27 protein-coding genes and 3 pseudogenes are annotated in these 21,008 nt (G+C 35.1%); 10 read left to right on the forward strand and 20 right to left on the reverse strand.

The window, feature by feature from the left end:
• Positions 1–336 precede the first annotated feature (336 nt).
• The 3 genes from ACLKMH_RS19500 to ACLKMH_RS19510 are packed head-to-tail and all read right to left on the reverse strand — an operon-like array spanning position 337 to position 2,306.
• The gene (locus ACLKMH_RS19500; protein ID WP_413699599.1) at positions 337–717 is read right to left on the reverse strand and encodes a fructose-bisphosphatase class III; all 381 of its coding nucleotides are present in this window, start codon (positions 715–717) and stop codon (positions 337–339) included.
• A complete protein-coding gene (locus ACLKMH_RS19505) occupies positions 671–856 on the reverse strand; it encodes a fructose-bisphosphatase class III (protein ID WP_413699600.1) in 186 nt (61 codons plus the stop codon). Before ACLKMH_RS19505 ends, ACLKMH_RS19500 begins: the two co-directional genes overlap by 47 nt.
• A complete protein-coding gene (locus ACLKMH_RS19510) occupies positions 786–2,306 on the reverse strand; it encodes a fructose-bisphosphatase class III (protein ID WP_413699601.1) in 1,521 nt (506 codons plus the stop codon). The genes ACLKMH_RS19505 and ACLKMH_RS19510 overlap by 71 nt, the downstream gene beginning before the upstream one ends.
• 504 nt (positions 2,307–2,810) lie before the next feature.
• Between ACLKMH_RS19510 and ACLKMH_RS19515 the strand changes: the two genes are divergently transcribed.
• Positions 2,811–3,197 (forward strand): ribosome recycling factor family protein, encoded by a 387-nt coding sequence (locus ACLKMH_RS19515; RefSeq protein WP_413699602.1) that lies wholly within the window; start codon positions 2,811–2,813, stop codon positions 3,195–3,197.
• Between the two features lie 21 nt (positions 3,198–3,218).
• Here ACLKMH_RS19515 and ACLKMH_RS19520 read toward each other — a convergent pair whose 3' ends face one another.
• Together ACLKMH_RS19520 and ACLKMH_RS19525 are read right to left on the reverse strand one after the other, a co-directional pair.
• Positions 3,219–3,872, reverse strand: coding sequence for a substrate binding domain-containing protein (locus ACLKMH_RS19520; protein ID WP_413702405.1), 654 nt, complete (start codon positions 3,870–3,872; stop codon positions 3,219–3,221).
• Between the two features lie 68 nt (positions 3,873–3,940).
• Positions 3,941–4,114, reverse strand: coding sequence for a helix-turn-helix domain-containing protein (locus ACLKMH_RS19525; protein WP_413699603.1), 174 nt, complete (start codon positions 4,112–4,114; stop codon positions 3,941–3,943).
• 315 nt (positions 4,115–4,429) lie between these two features.
• Here ACLKMH_RS19525 and ACLKMH_RS19530 point away from each other — a divergent pair, with 315 nt between their 5' ends.
• From ACLKMH_RS19530 to ACLKMH_RS19560, 7 genes are all read left to right on the forward strand, one after another.
• Entirely contained in the window at positions 4,430–4,615 is a 186-nt protein-coding gene (locus ACLKMH_RS19530; protein WP_413702406.1) for a hypothetical protein, read from the forward strand.
• A complete protein-coding gene (locus tag ACLKMH_RS19535; RefSeq protein ID WP_413702407.1) occupies positions 4,602–4,880 on the forward strand; it encodes a glutathione S-transferase family protein in 279 nt (92 codons plus the stop codon). The genes ACLKMH_RS19530 and ACLKMH_RS19535 overlap by 14 nt, the downstream gene beginning before the upstream one ends.
• Before the next feature lie 36 nt (positions 4,881–4,916).
• Positions 4,917–5,939 (forward strand): pyridoxamine 5'-phosphate oxidase family protein, encoded by a 1,023-nt coding sequence (locus ACLKMH_RS19540; protein ID WP_413699604.1) that lies wholly within the window; start codon positions 4,917–4,919, stop codon positions 5,937–5,939.
• A 282-nt stretch (positions 5,940–6,221) separates the two neighbouring features.
• On the forward strand, positions 6,222–6,377 hold the full coding sequence (locus ACLKMH_RS19545; RefSeq protein WP_413699605.1) for a twin-arginine translocation signal domain-containing protein: 156 nt from the start codon (positions 6,222–6,224) through the stop codon (positions 6,375–6,377).
• Positions 6,370–7,188 (forward strand): PhoX family protein, encoded by an 819-nt coding sequence (locus ACLKMH_RS19550; protein WP_413699606.1) that lies wholly within the window; start codon positions 6,370–6,372, stop codon positions 7,186–7,188. Before ACLKMH_RS19545 ends, ACLKMH_RS19550 begins: the two co-directional genes overlap by 8 nt.
• Positions 7,160–7,492, forward strand: a complete 333-nt coding sequence (locus ACLKMH_RS19555) for an alkaline phosphatase PhoX (protein WP_413699607.1) — start codon at positions 7,160–7,162, stop codon at positions 7,490–7,492. Before ACLKMH_RS19550 ends, ACLKMH_RS19555 begins: the two co-directional genes overlap by 29 nt.
• Entirely contained in the window at positions 7,455–8,087 is a 633-nt protein-coding gene (locus ACLKMH_RS19560) for a PhoX family protein (protein WP_413699608.1), read from the forward strand. Before ACLKMH_RS19555 ends, ACLKMH_RS19560 begins: the two co-directional genes overlap by 38 nt.
• 231 nt (positions 8,088–8,318) lie before the next feature.
• Here the strand turns inward: ACLKMH_RS19560 and ACLKMH_RS19565 are convergent.
• From ACLKMH_RS19565 to ACLKMH_RS19625, 13 genes and pseudogenes are all read right to left on the reverse strand, one after another.
• A pseudogene (locus ACLKMH_RS19565) lies at positions 8,319–8,529 on the reverse strand (EamA family transporter); the annotation flags it as partial.
• Positions 8,466–8,720 carry a hypothetical protein gene (locus ACLKMH_RS19570; protein WP_413699609.1) on the reverse strand — a complete coding sequence of 85 codons (255 nt, stop codon included), beginning with the start codon at positions 8,718–8,720 and terminating at the stop codon, positions 8,466–8,468. The gene ACLKMH_RS19570 and the pseudogene ACLKMH_RS19565, both read right to left, overlap by 64 nt.
• Complete coding sequence (locus ACLKMH_RS19575; protein WP_413699610.1) at positions 8,696–9,094, reverse strand: DMT family transporter; 399 nt, start codon at positions 9,092–9,094, stop codon at positions 8,696–8,698. Before ACLKMH_RS19575 ends, ACLKMH_RS19570 begins: the two co-directional genes overlap by 25 nt.
• Positions 9,095–9,225: 131 nt before the next feature.
• A pseudogene (locus ACLKMH_RS19580) lies at positions 9,226–11,159 on the reverse strand (putative bifunctional diguanylate cyclase/phosphodiesterase).
• Between the two features lie 104 nt (positions 11,160–11,263).
• Positions 11,264–11,668, reverse strand: coding sequence for a nucleotidyltransferase family protein (locus tag ACLKMH_RS19585; RefSeq protein ID WP_413699611.1), 405 nt, complete (start codon positions 11,666–11,668; stop codon positions 11,264–11,266).
• A gap of 155 nt (positions 11,669–11,823) precedes the next feature.
• Positions 11,824–12,417, reverse strand: a complete 594-nt coding sequence (gene msrA / locus ACLKMH_RS19590; RefSeq protein WP_413699612.1) for a peptide-methionine (S)-S-oxide reductase MsrA — start codon at positions 12,415–12,417, stop codon at positions 11,824–11,826.
• Positions 12,418–12,523: 106 nt separating this feature from the next.
• Positions 12,524–13,207, reverse strand: coding sequence for an SDR family oxidoreductase (locus ACLKMH_RS19595; protein WP_413699613.1), 684 nt, complete (start codon positions 13,205–13,207; stop codon positions 12,524–12,526).
• Between the two features lie 475 nt (positions 13,208–13,682).
• On the reverse strand, positions 13,683–13,841 hold the full coding sequence (locus tag ACLKMH_RS19600) for a shikimate kinase (RefSeq protein ID WP_413699614.1): 159 nt from the start codon (positions 13,839–13,841) through the stop codon (positions 13,683–13,685).
• Complete coding sequence (locus ACLKMH_RS19605) at positions 13,841–14,305, reverse strand: GNAT family N-acetyltransferase (protein WP_413699615.1); 465 nt, start codon at positions 14,303–14,305, stop codon at positions 13,841–13,843. Before ACLKMH_RS19605 ends, ACLKMH_RS19600 begins: the two co-directional genes overlap by 1 nt.
• 620 nt (positions 14,306–14,925) lie before the next feature.
• Positions 14,926–15,465, reverse strand: a complete 540-nt coding sequence (locus ACLKMH_RS19610; protein WP_413699616.1) for an isochorismatase family protein — start codon at positions 15,463–15,465, stop codon at positions 14,926–14,928.
• A gap of 36 nt (positions 15,466–15,501) precedes the next feature.
• The gene (locus ACLKMH_RS19615) at positions 15,502–15,945 is read right to left on the reverse strand and encodes a BLUF domain-containing protein (protein WP_413699617.1); all 444 of its coding nucleotides are present in this window, start codon (positions 15,943–15,945) and stop codon (positions 15,502–15,504) included.
• Positions 15,946–16,008: 63 nt separating this feature from the next.
• The gene (locus ACLKMH_RS19620) at positions 16,009–16,848 is read right to left on the reverse strand and encodes an EAL domain-containing protein (protein ID WP_413699618.1); all 840 of its coding nucleotides are present in this window, start codon (positions 16,846–16,848) and stop codon (positions 16,009–16,011) included.
• Positions 16,849–16,885: 37 nt separating this feature from the next.
• On the reverse strand, positions 16,886–17,350 hold the full coding sequence (locus tag ACLKMH_RS19625) for a diguanylate cyclase domain-containing protein (RefSeq protein ID WP_413699619.1): 465 nt from the start codon (positions 17,348–17,350) through the stop codon (positions 16,886–16,888).
• A 544-nt stretch (positions 17,351–17,894) separates the two neighbouring features.
• Between ACLKMH_RS19625 and ACLKMH_RS19630 the strand changes: the two genes are divergently transcribed.
• The gene (locus ACLKMH_RS19630) at positions 17,895–19,319 is read left to right on the forward strand and encodes a diguanylate cyclase (protein ID WP_413699620.1); all 1,425 of its coding nucleotides are present in this window, start codon (positions 17,895–17,897) and stop codon (positions 19,317–19,319) included.
• 57 nt (positions 19,320–19,376) lie between these two features.
• Here the strand turns inward: ACLKMH_RS19630 and ACLKMH_RS19635 are convergent, their stop codons facing one another.
• Both ACLKMH_RS19635 and ACLKMH_RS19640 read right to left on the reverse strand, forming a co-directional pair.
• Entirely contained in the window at positions 19,377–19,688 is a 312-nt protein-coding gene (locus tag ACLKMH_RS19635) for an antibiotic biosynthesis monooxygenase family protein (RefSeq protein ID WP_413699621.1), read from the reverse strand.
• A 35-nt stretch (positions 19,689–19,723) separates the two neighbouring features.
• Positions 19,724–20,052 (reverse strand): annotated as a pseudogene (locus ACLKMH_RS19640) (DMT family transporter).
• A 382-nt stretch (positions 20,053–20,434) separates the two neighbouring features.
• Between ACLKMH_RS19640 and ACLKMH_RS19645 the strand changes: the two are divergent.
• The gene (locus tag ACLKMH_RS19645) at positions 20,435–20,860 is read left to right on the forward strand and encodes a hypothetical protein (protein WP_413699622.1); all 426 of its coding nucleotides are present in this window, start codon (positions 20,435–20,437) and stop codon (positions 20,858–20,860) included.
• Positions 20,861–21,008: the final 148 nt, after the last annotated feature.

The raw sequence follows: 21,008 nt of genomic DNA on the forward strand, positions 1-21,008 counted from the left end.
TCACTTTCGATAAATATAATGCTAGACCAAAATACTAAAAAGCGCAGAGAAAAATCATTTTTTTGAAGATAAACAAGGTTTTATCAAGAAAGGAAACTTACTTATTGGCATCTGATTAGATTAAATAAATTTTTAATAGATATAAGAGAAAATAATATTTTAAAATCCCTATTTTTAGATTTTAAATAGGGATTTTATAGTTAATTTTTGTATCTAAAATGAGCAATATGGCGAATCAAAAAAGGTTCGTTAAAAACACTTACCCATTTGTTTTAAAAAAATTACAATCTAATTTATACAGTAAAGTTAATTTTACTTATTCCCAGTTGAGATTAATTACCTTTTCTCTTTGATATCACCATTTCTATAAGCTAATAATAACTCTTTTAGCGCGTTAATATGTTGAATAAGCAATTTTCCTTTATCTGTGTCTTTTACCATGATTCTTTTTGCTGAGCGCTCTAGAATAATCTTTGAAGTATGTATATCTAAATCATGCTCAATGGCAGATTTTTTAGACTCAAAGGTTTTATGAGACGCTAAAATAAAGCCCCTCGAATTACTCACTAACGTGTAACCAGCAATACCCGTTTGATTTTGATATGCTTTAGAAAAACCACCATCAATCACAATCAGTCTGCCATTAGCTTTAATTGGGCTTTCACCTTTTTTAACAGCAACGGGAACCATGACCATTAATAATATGCCCGCTTTCATCTAAACCAAATTCTTTTAATATATTGATACAAACTTCTTCATTATCTCGAAATTTATAATAGGCGTTTTTATTTTCTTTTTTTAATGCGGCTGTTATCGGTGAAATATCTTTCAAAGGTAGCCATTTTGTCTTTACCAAAAAGCGGGGATTCCTTTCCGCTCCAGAGATACCACATCATATCCTGACCATTATTTCTTTCTATTGGGCAATTAGAAAAATAGCCCTGTCGCGCAATTTTATCAGCATAATCTAAGTATTCCTTGGGCTCCATCGAAACACCATCAATGGTTCTATTTCTAAAGGTCATATCATCATTCATTAAAACGCAACCGTGATACAGCAGGTTATTATTAATGACCGAATAGACACTGCCCTTAGAAAATAAAAATTTTGCATGCTCTTGAAGTTTATCGCTAGATAAAAAAGAGCGTTTTAGATCTTTAATCAGCGACTCCTCCTGCGCGGTAAGAGAATATGGTCGAGACGGATCAATAGTTGGAAAGTAGCTATCTTTAAGGTCACAAGTAATACCATCCATTGTGATGGTACTTTTTTCATAATCTATCTTCTCTAAGACTAAACGGTCATCCATATTATATTCGGGATGATTTTTAATAACTTGACCTTCGACTTTCATCTGAATGATAGTTATCGCTTTATGAATTCGAGCGAGTACTAACTTTTCTCTTGTACTAAGGGATCTATCTCCTTCTGCCATAGTGCGAAACTCATGACAGGGATCATCGCGATAGGTTTCCATCGCAAAAGACCCTAATGCTAACATGCTGATGCCATAGCCATTTTCTAAGGTTTTCATATTAGCGTATCGTAATGAGACACGAATAACATTAGCAATACAAGCTAAGGAGCCCGCTGCGGCGCCCATCCAAACAATATCGTGATTTCCCCATTGAATATCGACTTTATGATAACCAATTAAACGATCCATTATAGTATGCGCACCTGCGCCTCTATCAAAAATATCTCCGATAACATGCAGATGAGAAACAACTAACTGTTGTATTAACTGACACAAAGCAATAACGAAAGCTTCTCCCCTGTCAGTCAAAATGATCATTTCAATAATTGATTTGTAATACTCAACTTTATTTTCTATGCTTTCTTGCTCATGTAAAAGCTCTTCAATTATGTATGCAAATTCAGGGTCTAAGGCCTTTCTAATCATTGACCGAGTATATTTTTGTGACGCATATCTGCACATTTTTACCAATCTAAAAAGTAAAACACTAAGCCATTCCGCTTGGTCTTCTGGTTCAACTCTATCAAGCAACATTTCAAGTTTTTGTTTTGGATAATAAATAATTGTCGCTAATGTTCTTTTCTCTTTTTCTAATAAAGTGCCTTCAAAAATTTCATCTATTTTAATTTTAATAGAGCCACTACCATTTTTTAGAACATGGTTAAATGCCTCGTCCTCACCATGAATATCGGATACAAAATGCTCAGTGCCCTTAGGAAGATTTAACAATGCACTTTGGTTGATAATTTCTGAACTCGCTTTCGCGATAGTCGGGTACTGTATTGATAATAAATTTAAATACTCTTTTTTTAACACTTTATTATTCATTCAATTTCCTTATACATGAATCTGTTGAGTGGTTTATTAAGTAATATTAGATTTAAAACTGCCAACACAACGCCAAACAAAGGGGAGATCTTTGAAACATTAACCATTCACTTCCAAAAAGCTGGTAACAGGTAAAAATTTCAAAATTAAGCAGAGTAAAACCTAAAATAACAACCACAAATGCGTTGTTAAGTTATAGTTATTAATTTAACACGACCTGATCATTATAAATTTAACTTTTTAGTGAAGTCGCGATTGGATCACTTTAAGCCGATAATAATACATTTAAAAATAGGCAAAATAGTAAATATGTCAGGTTTGATGACTCAGAAACAGTTGCTAATCGGATCAGATTAAATAACCTCAGTTCTAGATAAATTAAACGATAAAGTAATGAGTCTGCTAAAGCTTAAATACACAGCTTGCACTTGCTTTTCATAAGTAGATTTACCTTTTTCATTTGATTATTATTGTTTAATTTGAAAAACAACTGATGGGACTAATTTGAAAAATGATACTGCAGTACAGCACTCCTCAGAAATCTTCTCAATTACTTTAAACCGTTTTCTACATCGTATTGAGTGTAAAGCGACCATGATAGACATTGCAATTCAACATGGTTGTCATTTAAGTCGTATCCGCCGTTCTAAGAATTGGGTATTGAAGGGCAAACAAAGCCAACTTACTGAGATGAGTAAAAAATTGTCTCAGCAAAAAACTTTATGGATTTCTGAAAGCATTGATAAAGCTTTACCCAAACCAACTTTTAAATTAGAAGAAATATTGAAATCGAACCCAAACATGACAGTGAATACATTAATAGCCGAGACAGGATGCTCCATGATTGAAGCACGAGATGCTATTGACCGTGCAGAAGGTTTTTCTCTTTAGAAGTTAAAATGCTTAGTTGCATTAATTAACAATTTCTTGCGCGTAAAATTCAACCAAGAAATCAATTAACGCTCTAATTTTCGCGGTTAAATGCCGATTAGGGGGATAAACTGCATATAAGCCAACCTTTGTGGCTTCTTTGTCTGCAAATAATAATTGTAGCGTACCATCATTAATATGTGGCGCTACTGCATAATATGGGCTTCTTGCAATACCTACTCCTGCGATAGCCATTTGTGTGATTGCTCTTGGTGAATTGGCGTGAAAACTTCCCTGCACTCTATAAGACTTTAATTCCTTATCTATTATAAAAGGCCAATTAGTCGGCTCTTTAATCGTCATTTGTAACAAGCAATTATGTGTTGATAATTCACTCGGGTGCATAGGTTCACCATGTTTGAGTAAATAGCTAGGCGATGCGGTGACAACTATTCTCATGTCTAACAGCTTTCTTGCAATCAGTGTTGAATCTTCCAGCTTTCCAAATCTAATTGCTAAGTCAAACCCACCATCAACAATACTTACAACATGATCTGCAAGTTGTAAATCGATCATCACTTTTGGATTCTGGAGCTGAAATTTTGCAATTGCTTTAACTAACTCTTTACTACCAAAACCAGTTGGAGCAGTTATTCTAATGCTACCGGCAAGTTCAGATTGACGCTTTTGTACAATGCCCTCTAATTCATCAAACTGATCTAATAAAGGTGTACAACGTTCAAAATAAGCTTTACCTGTATCAGTTAATGCGACACTTCGTGTCGTACGATAAAAAGTTGAGCGCCTAGTTTTCCTTCAAGCTGTTGTACATATTTACTCGCCAACTTGGTACTAATGCCTAACTGTTTAGCACCTTCAGTAAATGATGCGTTTGTGGCTACAGCAGTAAAGGTTTGCATACATTTGATGGTATCCATAAATTATCCTTAATATGATTGGCCTCACCTCAATTACCTTCATTTTGTACATAAATATTCCCCAATTCAAGTTATTGTCTTCAATTCAGTTAAACCATATAGTCAAATGCAACCAAACCTATTTGACTTAAAGAGAATAAATCATGACAAACCAAATAATTATTCATAGCTTTCCACTTTCTGGCCATGCTCATCGTGTAGAGTTGTTTGCTAATCTGGCAGGCATAAATCATGTCGTAAATAACCTTAATTTAGCGGAGGGGAGCATAAAAAAGCCCCTATTTAGCATTAAATCCTTTCGGGCAAGTCCCCACCATTGAAGATGGTAAAACAGTTATTAGTGATTCAAATGCAATACTTGTTTATTTAGCAAGAAAATATGCTCCAGATTATTTACCACAAGATCCAGAATTAGAAGCTCAGGTACAAAAGTTTCTTACCTTAGTCGCCGGAGAGCTCGCTTTTGGCCTCATGACAGTCGCGATTAATTACTGTATTTAAAGCGCCCCTTGATGCTAATTTTGCACAAGCAACTGCGGAAAAAGTACTTACAAAACTTGAAAAGCATTTAGTTAACCGCGAATTTTTAGTTGGCAATAGTATAACCATAGCTGACATCGCTATTTATAGTTATACCGCACATGCGCCAGAAGGTGATGTTTCACTAACGCCATACCCTAATGTGCGGCGTTTACTGGCAAATATTGAATCGTTGCCAGGTTTTAAAGCAATGCCAACAACCAAAGTTGGATTACTTGAGGAATAAACTTTCGGAAAATATAACTGTTTTTATGAGGTTTTTATGGCTAACAACATTCCCAATAACGATGTAAAACACAACGCCGATTTATCTCCTTTTCATTGCGGAGAACAAACATTGCAGAGTCGCGTTGGAAAACGTGACAAAATGGAAATATTTGGTAGAAAGGCCATTCGTTCTTTTATGCCTGAGCAACATCGAGCGTTTTACTCAGAACTTCCTTTTATCATGGTTGGCAGTGTTGATAATGAAGGTTGGCCATGGGCTTCTATTATTCCAGGAAAACCGGGCTTTATACAATCACCGAGTGAAACAACACTAGAGATAAGGACACAAGTAATTAAAGGTGATCCTATCAATAAATCGGCGCAAATATCAGGCACTCAACTAGGCTTATTAGGCATTGAATTAAACACGCGTCGTCGTAATCGTGTCAACGGTAGGGTAAGTCAATTATTGGAAAACGGGATCACTTTTAAAGTCGCTCAATCCTTTGGAAATTGTCCTCAATACATACAGCATCGAAGTGTTGATTATATTTATAACATTGGAGAAGTTGGCCCTAACTACAAAAAGCAACGTTTTACCAATCTTGATAAAAGTGCCTCTTTATTAATTGAAAATGCAGATACTTTTTTTGTTTCGAGTTATATTCAAGCAGGACAGCGATCAGAAGTAGAAGGCGTTGATATTTCTCATCGTGGTGGACGCCCAGGATTTGTAAAAATTGACAAAAACACCCTTACCGTTCCTGATTTTTCAGGAAATAATTTATTTAATACCCTAGGTAACTTTCTTATTAACCCTAAAGCTGGCCTCATCTTTATCGACTTCACAACAGGTGATATTTTGATGCTCACTGGAACAGTTGAATTGTTATGGGATCAGCAGGATGAGCTCCTTTATTTTAAAGGCGCGCAAAGAGCTTGGAGGTTCACACTTCAGTACGGAATCAAACTAAAAGATGCACTTCCTTTTAGGTCAACTTTAGGCGAATTTTCAGCAAATAGTTTGAAGACCGGAAATTGGCAAGAAGCATCAGAACTTTATAAAAATTTAAAATAAAAGTAACACTTACATTATCAAAAACCACAAGTTTGTCTAAGCTAATACCCGTTATTAGCGATATTTAAAATATCGTAAATCCCCTTTATCTAATAGCTCAAGCAACTATTCTTACACTCTCCAAGTACTCGCTTTGAAAAATCATATTGGTATTTAAATAACCTAAAAAAATCGACAAAAAACTAATTTGCAAATCTCTGTCATAAACCTGTCACATCAGGGCATTAGCCTAGACACGTTTTTATTACTCCACATCCAAAAAATAATTAGGGAAGCAGTTCCATGAAAAATGTAATAGATCAGAATAGTGAATTTAGCAATATGGTTGATGCGCGTTTATCACGCCGTAGCTTTTTACTCGGTTCAGCGACTGTTGGTGCGGGTACTTTTTTAGCCCTAAATCCAATCGCAAATGCGATTGCGAGCAGGCATGGATAGCCCATTGTTAAACTTCACCGCTATTCCAACATCTACTTCAGATACTATTCAGGTACCAAAGGGTTACAGCATCAGTAACTTAATGTCTTGGGGTGATCCTATTTTTGCTAATGCGCCAGAATTTAATGCAGATGGTAAACAAGATTCTAAAGCTCAAGAAATGCAATTTGGTGATAATACCGATGGTATGAGCCTATTCCCGATTTCAAAAGATCGTGCCATTTTAGCGGTTAATAATGAGTACACTAACTATAAACATCTATTTTCTCATCAAGGTGCCTCACTAACAGAAGATGACGTAAAAAAAGCTCAGGCGACTCACGGTGTCACTATTGTCGAACTAGTTAGAAAAAATGGTCAATGGATGATGGACCAAAACGGTAAAGCAAATCGCCGTATTACAGCAAATACTGAAATGAAAGTAACAGGTGTTGCGGCGGGTCATGACCTACTAAAAACCAAAGCAGATCCAACGGGTACTAAGGTATTAGGCACACTAAATAACTGTGCAAATGGAGAAACACCTTGGGGTACCTATTTAACCTGTGAAGAAAACTTTCACGGTTATTTCGGTGCGAATAAAGAAATGTCACTAAATGATGACTATCAACGCTATGGTGTCAAAGTCGCTGAGAGCAAATATAAATGGGAGAAATCCGATCAGCGTTTTGATTTAGAACAAAACCCAAATGAACCACACCGCTTTGGTTGGGTTGTTGAGATTGATCCAAATGATCCAACGTCAACGCCACTTAAGCGTACAGCTTTAGGTCGTTTTAAACATGAAAATGCGACCTTTAACAATGTCTGATGATGGTCATGCTGTTGTTTACTTAGGTGATGATGAGCGTGGTGAGCACCTTTACAAGTTTGTTTCTAAAAACAAGTATCAAGAGGGTAATAACGAAGCAAACCGTCAGTTACTTGAAGAAGGAACACTTTATGTCGCTAAATTTGCTATGCATGAAGACAAGCTTGAAGGTGAAGGTCAATGGTTAGAATTAACTTATGGTAAAAATGGCTTAACCAAAGAAAACGGCTTTAATAGTCAAGCTGAAGTAATGATTTTTGCACGTCGTGCTCGCAACAGTTGTTGGCGCAACAACAATGGATAGACCTGAATGGGTTGCTATTCACCCTGACCAAAAACACGTATTTTGTACATTAACAAATAACAAAAACCGTGGTGTTAAAGCAGGTCAAGATGTTGGTGGTCCAAACCCTCGTGCAGAAAACCATTACGGACAAATCATTCGTTGGTTACCAACTAATAATGACCATACATCAGATGCATTTATATGGGATTTATATGTTATTGCAGGTAACCCTGTCGTCCACCCAAGTGGTTTATACGGCGGTAGTGAGAACGTAAATAAAGACAATATGTTTAACAGCCCTGATGGTATCGGTTTTGATAAAGCGGGTCGTTTATGGATTCAAACGGACGGTAACTTCTCAAATGAAGGTGACTTTGCAGGTCAAGGTAATAACCAAATGTTATGTGGTGACCCTCAGACTGGTGAAATACGTCGTTTCTTAACGGGTCCAATTGGATGTGAAATAACAGGTTTAACCTTCTCAGAAGACCAAAAAACCATGTTTGTTGGTGTACAGCATCCAACTGCAAACTACCCAGCAGGTGGCGATAACAAACCACGTTCAACTATTATTATGGTCACTAAAGATGATGGTGGCATCATCGCTAGTTAAGTTATTATAAACTAAGACTGGTGAGAATAACCTCATCAGTCTAACTTAAACTAATGGATGCAAATCAATGCATCCATTATTCCCCCAATAATACTATTTTAGCTGTTACAAACTATTGGTTTTTATTTCAACGGGTTCATCTAATACAATTTTAGATTTATGTAACTGACTCACTATCACCCCAACAAATATAATTAGAATACTAATCCATTGATGACTATTAAGTACTTCGCCTAACAAAATAGCTGATAATAACAATGAAAATACCGGAATCAAATTCGAAAAAGCGAGCAGCAGTTAAAACCGATACTTTCGTTAACGCATAATTATAACAACCGTACCCTCCTAAGGTCACAAAGCTACCAAGGTAGAGAATACCTAAAAGCGCATTAGTACTATGTACTTCAGGCAGACCAGTAAAAATAAAAATGGTGCAAAAAATAAAGTACCGCTAAAACCTTGTAAGGCAATTAAAGTAAGTGGCGAATAACGAAGTGCAAGTCGTTTCAGGCTAACGGAATAATAAGCGAGACAGATCATCGCTAAAAACTCCAGAAAATTACCCAATATAGGATTAGAAGCATCCTCTGAACTCGGTGATACATAGGTTAATAAAAGCCCCCACCAATGCACAAAGTAAACCCCACCATAATTGCTTTAGTTAGTTTCTCTTGCAATAAATAATAAGCTAAAAAGGCAACAATCAATGGCAAGCTAGAAACCAAAACTCCTGCCTGAGAGGCTGAAGTATATTGCAATGCATAACCTTCAAATAAAAAATACAAACATGGCTCAGCTAAGGACATAGTTAATAAATACTTCCAGTCACCACTTTGATACTCAAAGCGTTTTATCCATCGCCATAAAAATAAAGAAATAACGAGGGTGATGAACATACGCATAAAAATAACAAAAATAGGATCATAACTATTGATGGAATATTTCAAGGCAACAAAGGAGCTTCCCCACAAAAGAGTGGCGATTAATAAACAAAGAGAGGCAGGCATAAAGGTCTTCTAAAAAGAGTAATGAGAATTTCGCAATACTAATACTTTTACCCTGAGTTTTAAATCATTCTTGTCAGTTATTTATATTGTACTTTACTATTTTAAAATCGAAGATAATCGAGTAAATATTTTTATTTATCATTATATACTTTAAATATATCAAGTTGCTCAGGTAAAACCGGAGCTTGGAAAAAATAGCCCTGTGAAAAATCACAACCTTGTTGCCTAAGAGTATCTAAACTTTCTTGTGTTTCAACACCTTCAGCAATTACTTTCATATCTAATTGCTTACCCATAGCAATAATAGTTGATGCAATGGTATCGTATTCCAATACAAAGCTTTTATCGATTTTTAATATATCAAAGGGCAATTTCCTGAGATAACTTAAACAAGAATATCCCGTACCAAAATCATCCATTAAAAGTCTTACTCCCATTTCAGAGAGTTCATTTAATGTTTTCAAATAACGATCATTTTCAGAAATAATCAAACTTTCAGTTATTTCAATATCAAGACAATCACGAGGAACATCAAACTCAGTGATAATGCTTTGTACTAGCTTGGAAAAATTAGGATCAAATAATTGGTAAGGTGATACATTAACGGCAATATTTAAATTTTTAGCGCCCATATCTCGCCAAATTTTATTTTGACGGCAAGCCTCCCTTAAAACCCACTCTCCGATTTCCACAATTTGTCCCGAATATTCAGCAATAGGTATGAAAACATCGGGGAAATCATTGTATCTTTATCTAGTTGCCAACGAAGTAATGCTTCCATTCCTTGTGTTTGAAAATTACTTAAATTAACCACAGGTTGATATACAACTTTAAGCTGATCCTTTTTTATCGCTGAGCGTAATTGTGATTCATAGGTCAAACGATTATTATGTTCTTTACTAAAAATACGCTGGTAAAACAAATATTGGTTTTTACCCGCTTTTTTGGCTTCATACATAGCCGTATCAGCATATTTAATTAAACCTTCAACATCACCTGCATTATCTGGATAAATAGAGATGCCAATACTTCCGGTTACATACACATATGACTTTTTCAATAAAATGGGTTCTGCAATCACTTTAATAATTTTTGAGGCAAAGTCATGAACTTCGTCAAGTTCATTTGAAAAATTAACAATAGCAACAAACTCATCACCACCAAACCTAAACACCCAATCATTATCTCGCATTACCTTTGATAATCTATCGGCAATCGTAATCAGTAATTTATCTCCTTGAGCATGTCCTCTTGTATCATTAACATCTTTAAATCGGTCGAGGTCTATAAAAAACAGAGCAAATTTTCCGTTACCAATACTTGAAATCGTTTCATTTATTTTTAAATCTAAGGCATTTCGGTTTGGTAGTTCAGTCAGCATATCTCTATGAGCAAGTAGACGGTTTTTTTCCTCACTGATAGCAAGCGCATTACTGGTTATTTGCATGCGTTTAACGACATTTGAAATAGCTTTTGCAATAGCAAGGGCAAACATAAAGAAACAAACGGATAAGACTAGAACTAACACCTTCGATATGTTGACCATAAACGCCGTCAATCTATCAACAGGCTTTATAAATTCAATCGAGTTTTTCCTAAATTTATCGTAACCGCTATGAAGGTCAATTTGCATTTCGGTTGTTGTTATTAAACCAGCTTCAAACAAGTTTATACTTTCTAATAAATCATCAGCTACTTTCACATCATGGGCACAGATACTGATAATATCTTGCGCATTTACCAGCATCATTATAAATCGGTCAAAGGCACTTGCCATCTGCAAACAAGCTTCCGGCTGGTCTTGAATTATTTTTACTAACACTTTTAGAGTTTGTGTATCAGGCACCCTATCTGGATTAATTGCGATAAGTTCATTGAGTTCAATAAGGTGATTGAAATGTTGGCCATTAAGTTGATGGTATATGGCTGTATCTGCAATTTTAGAGGTAATTGTTGCCACAATAATAGAAAAAAGCGTAATAATTAACATTAAAATTGTGAGTTGCTTATTAATAGTCATTAAAGTGTGCTCATCAGCAAAACAATTAAATTGCATTTTTGACATAGTTCAAAAATACAAAATTTAATTAATAGCACAGAATATTGATAATAGACAGTTGATAAAAAATTATAATGGAGTTGCAATATGAAGAAACTAAAGAATTGCGATTAGCAAACTTTAAGCATTGGCCATATCACCAACCAGTTTTTTGATTTAAGGCGACTTTCAAAAATAAGGCGTTGGCGTTTTGGATTGTGAGTTACTTCTAGGTTAAATAACGAATCAAAGCCAAAAGCTGATATACACTCGAAATCTTCATTACTTACTTTACGAATGGCGACAGCCGTTTCTTTCTCAGGCCAATAACGCATTGCATCGAGTGTACTTTGATAAGCATTATCTGCATTTCTATTATGCATAATAGCTTGATTGCGTACCTGCCAATTAACCTCTGGCATTAACTCATAAAGTTTGGCTTCATATTTTAAATAGGCTTCTTGATCCTCTTCATTTGCATCAAAATAAATCACATCAACATCATTTAAAGGCGTCGAGATTGATTTGTGATGCAAATGATCCCAAACCATATTCCTAACAAAGCCAGCAGACTAAATAACATTGAGGTAAGTTAAGGTCATACGCACAAGACAATGCTCTGAGCCTTAACTTATCATTTTTAATTAATTGGGTTATTTTATCCATTTTAAGAAAATTTTAATGATAAAAATTAATGGTGCGTGACCCTATCACCCCAAATCTCTTTCAGACGTTGGTCTCGACCACAATTCCAGCGATATGCTTTGTAGCGTAAAGGATTATTTTTGTAATAATCTTGGTGGTAGCTTTCATTACCTTTAATAGGATAAAAGGTACTTGCTGTTAATATAGGTGTCACCACAGTTTGATTAGTAAACTCATCAACCACTGCTTGTTTAGATTTCTCAGCCAGCATTCTCTCCTGCTCATTAGCAACAAAAATAGCACTTAAATAGCTTTCACCTTTATCACAAAACTGGCCTCGAGCATCAAAGGGATCAATATTCACCCAGTAATGATCTAATATCTCTTGATAGCTCACTTGTTTAGCATCGTAAGTAATTTCAACCGCCTCGTAATGCCCAGCATGATTACCTCGGTAAGTGGGGTTATCAATCTCACCACCGGTAAAACCCGAAATAACATCAGTCACCCCAGGTAGTTTTTCAAAATCTGATTCCATACACCAAAAACAACCTCCCGCTAATACTGCTTTATCGGCATTCGCGAATGGCGTGACCATTAACATCGATGTTGATAACACTAACCCTAATATTTTTTTCATAAAAGCCCTCTTATTTCCGTGATTAATTTTTCGTCATATAATAACAAGACCCAAGTTTAAAAGAGTTTATTTCAAAAAATTATTAAAATTAACTTTGAGCTAAGACTTACCAGACGTGTTCATTACCTTCCCAGTTAAAAAATTTACCACTGCTTTCCATTGTTAATTCTTGAGCTATATTAACAATACCCGAAGCACTTTTCGTTGCACTGATATCTGCATTTTCACCTCCCATATCTGTTTTAACCCAGCCTGGATGAATAAGACAAACAGCAATGGATTTTTCTTTTAGTTCAAGTGCCAACACCTTCATCACTTTATTAACGGCGACTTTAGAACTGCGATAAGCATACATTCCAACATTATCACGGTTTATAGCCCCCATTTGGCTTGATATAGTGATTATTCTTGGGTTGATAGCACTTTCCATATTATTTAAAACAGCGCGACTAATCATTAAAGGTGCAATACTATTTATTGCAAAAGTAGTTAGCCAATCTTGTCGCGTAATACCTTCAACGGATTGATCTTCAGGGCCAATAATACCTGCATTATTAATGAGAATATCAATTTTAATCCCCTGTAAATAATCTTTTAATTTGTTAATTGAAATTTCATCCGTCACCTCTAACTCAATCAGCGATATGTTTTCATTAGACTGCAATTTCTCTAGTTCTGTTGAGGGCTTATTTCTGTAAGTCGCAATGACCTTGTAATTCAACTCAAGAAATTTATTCGTTAATTCAAGGCCAATTCCCCTTGAAGCACCTGTGATTAATACTGTTTCCATGTTTTTGTTACTCCTAGGTTTAATCTTGACTTTATAGCTTGGTATTTTTCAAGATAATTGATACTCATTAGTTGATAGATCTTGTTTATATCTCACTTATCTTCATTGGTATAATTCATTTAAAAATCTTTTTGCCATTTTGGGGCTAGTTAAGCGCACAAAATGAATGTGTTGATAACGAGGATCATCAAATAAGGCTTTATACCGAATGCGATTTTTTTGTAAGTTTTTAGCGTCCACAGAATAATAGACTTTTTACTGAAAAATGATTTTCTAATCGTTTCGATATTACCAGTACCTTGCCAAAGTTCTTGCTTGTTTATTGACCTTGTAATGGCACGTTTAATCGCTTGATATAGGGTCCTCACCAATGAATAATCAATCCAGATAATAGTATCAACCTCAGCCCATTTGATGGATACAGTTTTGTTATAATTTCCATCTAGCACCCACATTGGTTGAGAAACTTGTAGCTTTAACTTAGTAAAAATTCTTCATTAGATGATTCAACCCAGTTCGCTTTCCAAAACATGTTATCCATTTCCAGATAAGGATAATTCAACTTTAAAGCTAGTTTTTGGCTAAAGGTACTTTTACCGCTACCGCTGGTGCCAATTACATTGATGCGTTTCACTACACTTCCTCTGAAATAGCCAACCACTCATGACAAAGCGTTGCCATTTGTACCTTATCCAGAAATTGGCCATTACGATAACCAGATTGTCGTTTAATACCTTCATGTTTGTAACCTGCTTTCGCGTATGCTCGAATAGCAGATTGGTTGTTTACAAAGGCAGTCAATTCAATCCGATGTAAACCAAGGGTTTTAAAACCATAGTCAGTGATTCGTTTTGTCACCTCAGTTGCAATGCCTTTACCCCAATATTGTTTGTTACCAATCAATATAAAATACTCACCACTACGATTTAGAACACTGATCGATGAAATGCCGGCATATCCAATTAAATCGCCAGTTGCTTGGCAGCGAAATACCAAAGGAAATAGTTTTGTCATTATTATTAATAGTTGATAACCATTTAACAATATCTGATTGTGATTGCGGGTATGCGTAGGAAGAAAGGCTAAATTGAGCAACATCAGGGTCATCCGCCCACAGATAAAAGTCTTTACTGTCTTCGCTTTCTAAAGGCCTTAACCTTATTTGACTTGATGTCATGAACATCGATTCCCTTTGCTTGGCATGAACTATAACGGTTTTATAAATATCGTTGTGCCATTAATATTTAAGTAACAAAAAAATCACAATAACCAAAAAGTTATAAGAACTCAATGTGTTGTGTTTATTTATAATTATTCTGTGAACTACTAGGAAATGTTATTTCTCAATGAGATGAATAGTTAGTTTTCTACAACATTTTTATTTCGACTATTTTAATCTGATCAGGTAAGGCATTCATTATCTACCCTAGGTTTTTATCGAACAATTGATAGGAAAAAATAAAGAATAGAATATTTATTACCATGATAAGGCATGAAAAAAGTATTGAATAGAATCCATATCGCTTCCAAAAAGCACCGATATAGATGGCAAATAATATTGGATAAAACAAGAATAGGTCAATACGAATATTTCCCTGTGCTTGGCTTTCCCAAATCCAATATAAAAATGTTGAAATTATAATAATTGCTAAGTGTTTTTTAGCCAATTTACTTCCCCATACCATTTAAGCCCTTTCATTGTGCTTGTTAAGTTTTTATTAACGAACCAAAGCTAATATTTGCTTAAATTCAGGAGAGCGACAGTCCTTTACCAGTTCATACAAACACATTTCTAGCCCCGTAATGCCAATACCGAGATCTTTCAAACGATTAATGCCAAGCTGTTTATTAGATAAAGTACGGGAAGAAACACAATCACTGACTAGTTCCACTTTATAACCTAACTCAGCTAAGCCTGTTGCCGTTTGATAAACACAAATATGTGTCTCGATACCGCAAATAAGCCAAGCATCCATATTTTTTGATTTAACAGCCTCTAGAAAATCTAAACAATCACAACCATTAAAAGTAAACTTATTGATAGGCTCGATATCCGTGAGAAGTGTTTTGAGTTCGTTAACAGTAGCGCCTAATTTTTCAGAATTTTGTTCGAGTACAAGGATAGGTAAATTCAGTGCCTGGACACCTTTTATTAATTTTTTACAGTTATCAATTAAAGCGTCACTCTCATCAACCAGGCGTGCAAGTTTGCCTTGAATATCAACGATAATAAGACCCGTTTTTTCTTTTTTTAGCATCTCAACCTCCGCTAATTAATACATTTAGATAAAAGGTTAAGGCGCTTCAGTCGCTTGTTTTTTCTTAACTAACTCAGTTAAAACACTGACGATGTCTTGACCTGTTTGCTTTTTAACAATTTCATCCTTAACATCCTTAATACCTGTAATATCGAATCTCATTGAATCCTCAATGCCAGCAAAGGCCATAGACCATTCGGAAAAGTCTCTTTCCTCTGCCTTTTCAAAATTAAGCACCGTTACCTGTGTATGTCGATCATCAAGCTGAATGCTTTCAAACAGATCTTCGATATTTTCTTCTTCTCCCTCAATAACCTGACAGAAATAACCGCCAGAATATAAAAGCGCCCCTGTAATACCCAACTTGAGATTATTATCTGTTGCAGAGTCAAGAATCGATTTAATGTGCGTTTCTAATATATTCCTATCGCCATCAATTGAACTTTTACTAATGTAAGATAATTGATATAAATTCGACATAGTGACTCCGTTAATGTCAGCTAATTAAATACGTGAACGTAATAAGTTAAATAGTTAAATGAGTTAAACATTTGAATTAATTAAATAGTTCAGCATCTTAGTTTCAGGCATCGGCTTAGCAAAATAAAAGCCCTGTATTAGGTCAGCACTCAATTCTGTTACTATTTTTAATTGCTCTGCAGTTTCAATTCCCTCGGTTATCACATCTAAGTCTAAGGCCTGTGCCAATCCATAAACACTGCGCGCAATCAATAAAGCTTGTTTAGATTTAGCAGGATCTGGCGAATCCAACATAAAAACAAAGGAACGGTCAACCTTTAGAAGATCAATAGGTAAGGTCGTTAATTTTACGATCGAGGAATACCCCGTTCCAAAGTCATCAATTGCAATTTTACATCCCAATTTTTTTACTTTCTCAAGTGCACTTTGCATTGTGCTCATAAATTCTGAAGATTCAGTGATCTCGATACAAATTAATTCAGGTTTAATACCCGATTCAGTAACCGCATCCTGCAAAGAATTAATCAACATATTTTCATCTGAGAATTGCACCGGACTTACATTAACATTAAGTATGATATCACTTCGTTGAGATGCTTTTTGTAACTTAACCATATCTAAACAAGCCTTGCGTAATACCCAAGCACCAAGAATATCCATCACCCCAATATCCTCTGCAACCGGAATAAATTCACTCGGCATTAAAATGCCCTTCTGCGCATGCTTCCAACGTAATAAAGCTTCAAACCCTGTCACTTTATTATTCTGTTTTGAGTAAATTGGCTGATATAAAAGATAGAAATCTTCACTATTAATCGCATGGTATAATTCATGAGAGTTTGTCGTTAAAGAGCGACGTAATTCATTCGCTATTTGATGGGAGTTTTTAGCACTTTCAAGCATGCTAGGTTCAAAAAAACAGATTTTTAAACCGTTATTATTAGCATGATGTAAAGCGACCTCGGCGAAGATGCATCGTCTCGCTGTATGGCTGGCTTTTTACATCAGCAATCGCTATTCCCATTCTAATACTTAATACAATCACATTTCCGCTAATTGCAAAAGGGCGCTGGGCAAAATCCTGTAAACGTGCGATTTCCTCTTTTAAATTTTCTTTACCAGCAAAAACTAAACAGAAATGGTCACCATGAGTACGGTAAATACATAATGTCTTGTTAAAAACGGCTAAAAGACGCTTTGCCACCTTCGCTAAAATGCGATCCGCAATCCGTCCACCGACACTGTCACTTATCTGTCCAAATCGAGAAATTTCAAGCACAATGACCTGCACCTGTTGTATCTTATCTTTAATAAGCAAGTCTTCAACCAACTGACAACCAAAGGTTCTATTAGGCAATTTAGTGGTTGGATCTATTATCTCACTTGGTTGATTTTCATCTGACATGAATATCCTTTTATATTGAGAAGTAACAGGTAACTCGAAGTATTGGTCTTTATTATTTTTGCCTTAAGTACTACTGCTATTTTAATATTTAGTCTCAGCTCTGGATAATGGAAACGAAATATTAATAAGTATCAAACACTTAAAAAAATATCATATAGTGCTGTTAATTTTGCGAAGTTCAAGGCGAATCATCTAGCAATAACGGGTTATTGCTAGATGATTTAATGCACAAATACGCGTAAATAACAGTACTGTATCGTTTAGCTTATCCAGAATTGAGGTTGTTTAATAAATATCTTAAAATAATGAATTAATACTGATATTTATTCAACAAAAAGATCATAGTTACGAGGATTAAATCATTGAGTTTTAAATTCTGTGTTGCTGTCTGAATGGTCATTATCATAATAAGGGACACTTTAGCCCCCTCTCATTGTAAAAAAACGTTTTTAACTGATCATATTTGATTTTGAAGGAAAGCGTTATACACTTTTATTGTTAAGTTAAATAATTGGCTTGCAAAGTGATTCAATTTAGGAAAATAATGAAAAAAACTTACTTGCTTATTACTTTATCTTTATTATTCTCACCGCCTCTTTCTTTGGTATTTTCCTATACTATTCCTATTCTCAAGAAAAAAATTGCAGAAGAACACACGACATTAACCAGCTTGCTAATAAGTGAATGGATAAAAGGGGCATTTAATGCCTCCGATTATATTTTACGAGATATTATTGATCATGTACCGGCCTCTGCATTAACCTATCCAGCCACTGATCCTATTGAACATGCACGTATTTCAGAGTTAATCGATAAAAAGCGTCAAACCTTACCCTATTCAAATGGCGTCGGGCTCAACGACGATAAATGTATTATGACCCACACTCCCTCAATTATAGGGTTTGATGCTAGCGAAAGAGAATGGTGTTATGTACCAATGCAAAACCCAGAACTAGATACTTATGTTTCAAATATGTTTATGAGTAATATTGGGGAAATGATGGTTATTCAAGTGCGTAAATTCCCAGATAATAAAGGACTTATAGGACTAGGCGTTAACCTTAACTTCTTTTCACAATGGGTGAAAAAAGTAAATATTGGTCAACATGGCGTTGTTGCAATAATAGATAACGATTTTAAATTACTTGCAAGACAACCAGAAATTACAGACACATTAGGAGAAAAGTCAGGAGCGCCAATTATAGAAAAATTCATGATCTCAGAACGTGAAAATCAATCTTTTTCGTATATTTCGCCTTTAGACAATAAACAACGATTGTATAGCATACGTAAAATAGACAACCTGCCATTTGTTATCATAGTGGGCGAAGCACATTCGGATTGGTTATCCAGTTGGTATAAACAGCTCGCTATTTCTATTCTACTTACTTGTCTGTTCTGGATAATGGGCTGGTTAATTCTACGCCACTATATACATATCATTGAGCAGAAAAAAGAACTTGAGAAAGCTTCAATCACAGACCAATTAACTGGTTTATATAATCGTCATAAGCTGAATAAAACTCTACAAAAAGAATTCCATCGCGCTCAAAGGATGCAAGAAACATTTGAAGTAATTTTAATGGATATTGATAATTTCAAACGAATTAATGATACCTATGGCCATAATGTTGGCGATAAAGTACTCGAAGAACTAGCCTTGTTGATGAAACAATCGATTAGGTTATCCGATACCTTAGGTCGCTGGGGTGGTGAAGAATTCTTAATTATTATTCCAATAAAGACATTTAAAGCCCAATCAACAATTGCGGACAAGCTACGCATCAAAATAGAACAATATGATTTCACTACGGTTAAAAACATTACTGCTAGCTTCGGTGTCGCTTACTACAAAGAAGGTGATAGTATAAAAAGTCTAATAAAACGAGCCGATGATGCGCTTTATCAAGTAAAACAGAATGGACGTAACCAAGTTGCCTTTGAAGATGTTCGTCCATCGCTTATTTAAACATAACTTTTGAGGCTTAGACTCATAAATACTTAGATCAGAATAATATGTGCCATTTTACATTCCGTAATCACGTTCAACCTTTGATATACGTACCTTAAAGGAATCATACCAAGATTTTCTGCCCGATTTTTGCGCTTCTAAGTGCTCAGAGTTTTGTTTCCAGGTTTTAATCGAATCTAAATCTCGCCAATATGAAACAGTGATCCCTATTTCCTCTCTTGCTGATTCAATACCCAAAAAGCCAGTGTGTTGCTTAGCTAACTCAACCATACGTTGTGCCATTTCGCCATAGCCATCATCACCTTCTGTACGAGTTGAAGTGAAGATAACCGCAAAATATGGCGGTTTAGGTGTATTCGCAATCATTTAATTTAGTCTCCTTGTTAATGAAGTAATATTATTCAATGGCTTGACGTATTTGAGAAAACATTCATCACCACAACTCCGGTAATAATAAGTATTATTCCAATAATTGATGCCAGATCCAGCTTTTGATTATACAAAACTGCACCAACAATAGTGACAAGCACAATACCTAATCCAGACCAAATAGCGTAGGCAACGCCAATAGGGACAGCTTTTAAAACTAGCGATAAAAATAAAAAGCAACACAGTAGCCAAGCACAACAACAACACTAGGGGTCAAACGAGTAAAACCCTCTGACGCTTTTAGCGCACTTGTTGCGATAACTTCAGCAACAATTGCTATCGTTAAATACAAATATCCCATTTTATTCCTCAGTTCTTTATGGTTAATACCATTTTGAATGCGTTATGCGTAATAATTCCCCGATTGCGCTACAAGAAGAATTAATAGCAAACCCATTCATTTAATAAGCAATTATTTTTTGAGGCACAAACATTTCTAAATGTGGATCGATTTTTTAAAAAATGACTATAATTTAGATTTTCTAATGCTTTAATACATTATTCTGAAGTGTCTCATTTGTGATTCTACTTGTATATTGAAGAAAAAAAGCCATAAAAATGATATATAATAATATGCAGTACAACATACAAGAGAGGTAGAGTTATCTTGAAAAATGTTAAAACAATGAAAGCTTTTAGCAACTGCATTACTTATTTTTGGTTGCTTTATAGTGGCACTGATTTTGAGTGTTTTTTTTCTTTCAGAAGATAAAAATGAAGTAAAAAACATTAAAGCACAACAAATCGTTTATCAATCAATAGGTGAACTAGGCGGTTTTTCCAATAACTCCAACGCTGAAGATTCCCTGAGTAAAACAATAAATGCACTAAACGACAATTTAGATAATCCTGATATGGAAAAAATTGTAAACTGTTATACAAACTCTCAGGTCAATGTATTTCGAGATCACCTAAAGGCGATCAGTTATGCACAAGGACAATTTTGTAAGGTTCAACAAAACTTAGAAGCAACATCAGCAACTACTCAAAATAATAGCGATAAGTGTAACCAGCCCGAATCAATTCTTTTGAGTGCAGATGAACTCAAAAAATTAGATCGTCAATATACAGGGGATTTGCAAGCAGACCTAGCAAGCTGTAAAAATTGACCTGATCGCCTCCCCTCTGAGGATATTTTGTAATAAAACAATCTTTAAATTTATCTAATTAATCAGATTTCCTAACTGTTTTACTACTTAGGAAATATCCTCAATGGCACCTCTTGTCTCATTTTCTTTATACATATCAATCAGAAAT

Origin of the sequence: Psychromonas sp. KJ10-10, assembly GCF_047323245.1 — a bacterium.
Lineage (GTDB): Bacteria > Pseudomonadota > Gammaproteobacteria > Enterobacterales > Psychromonadaceae > Psychromonas.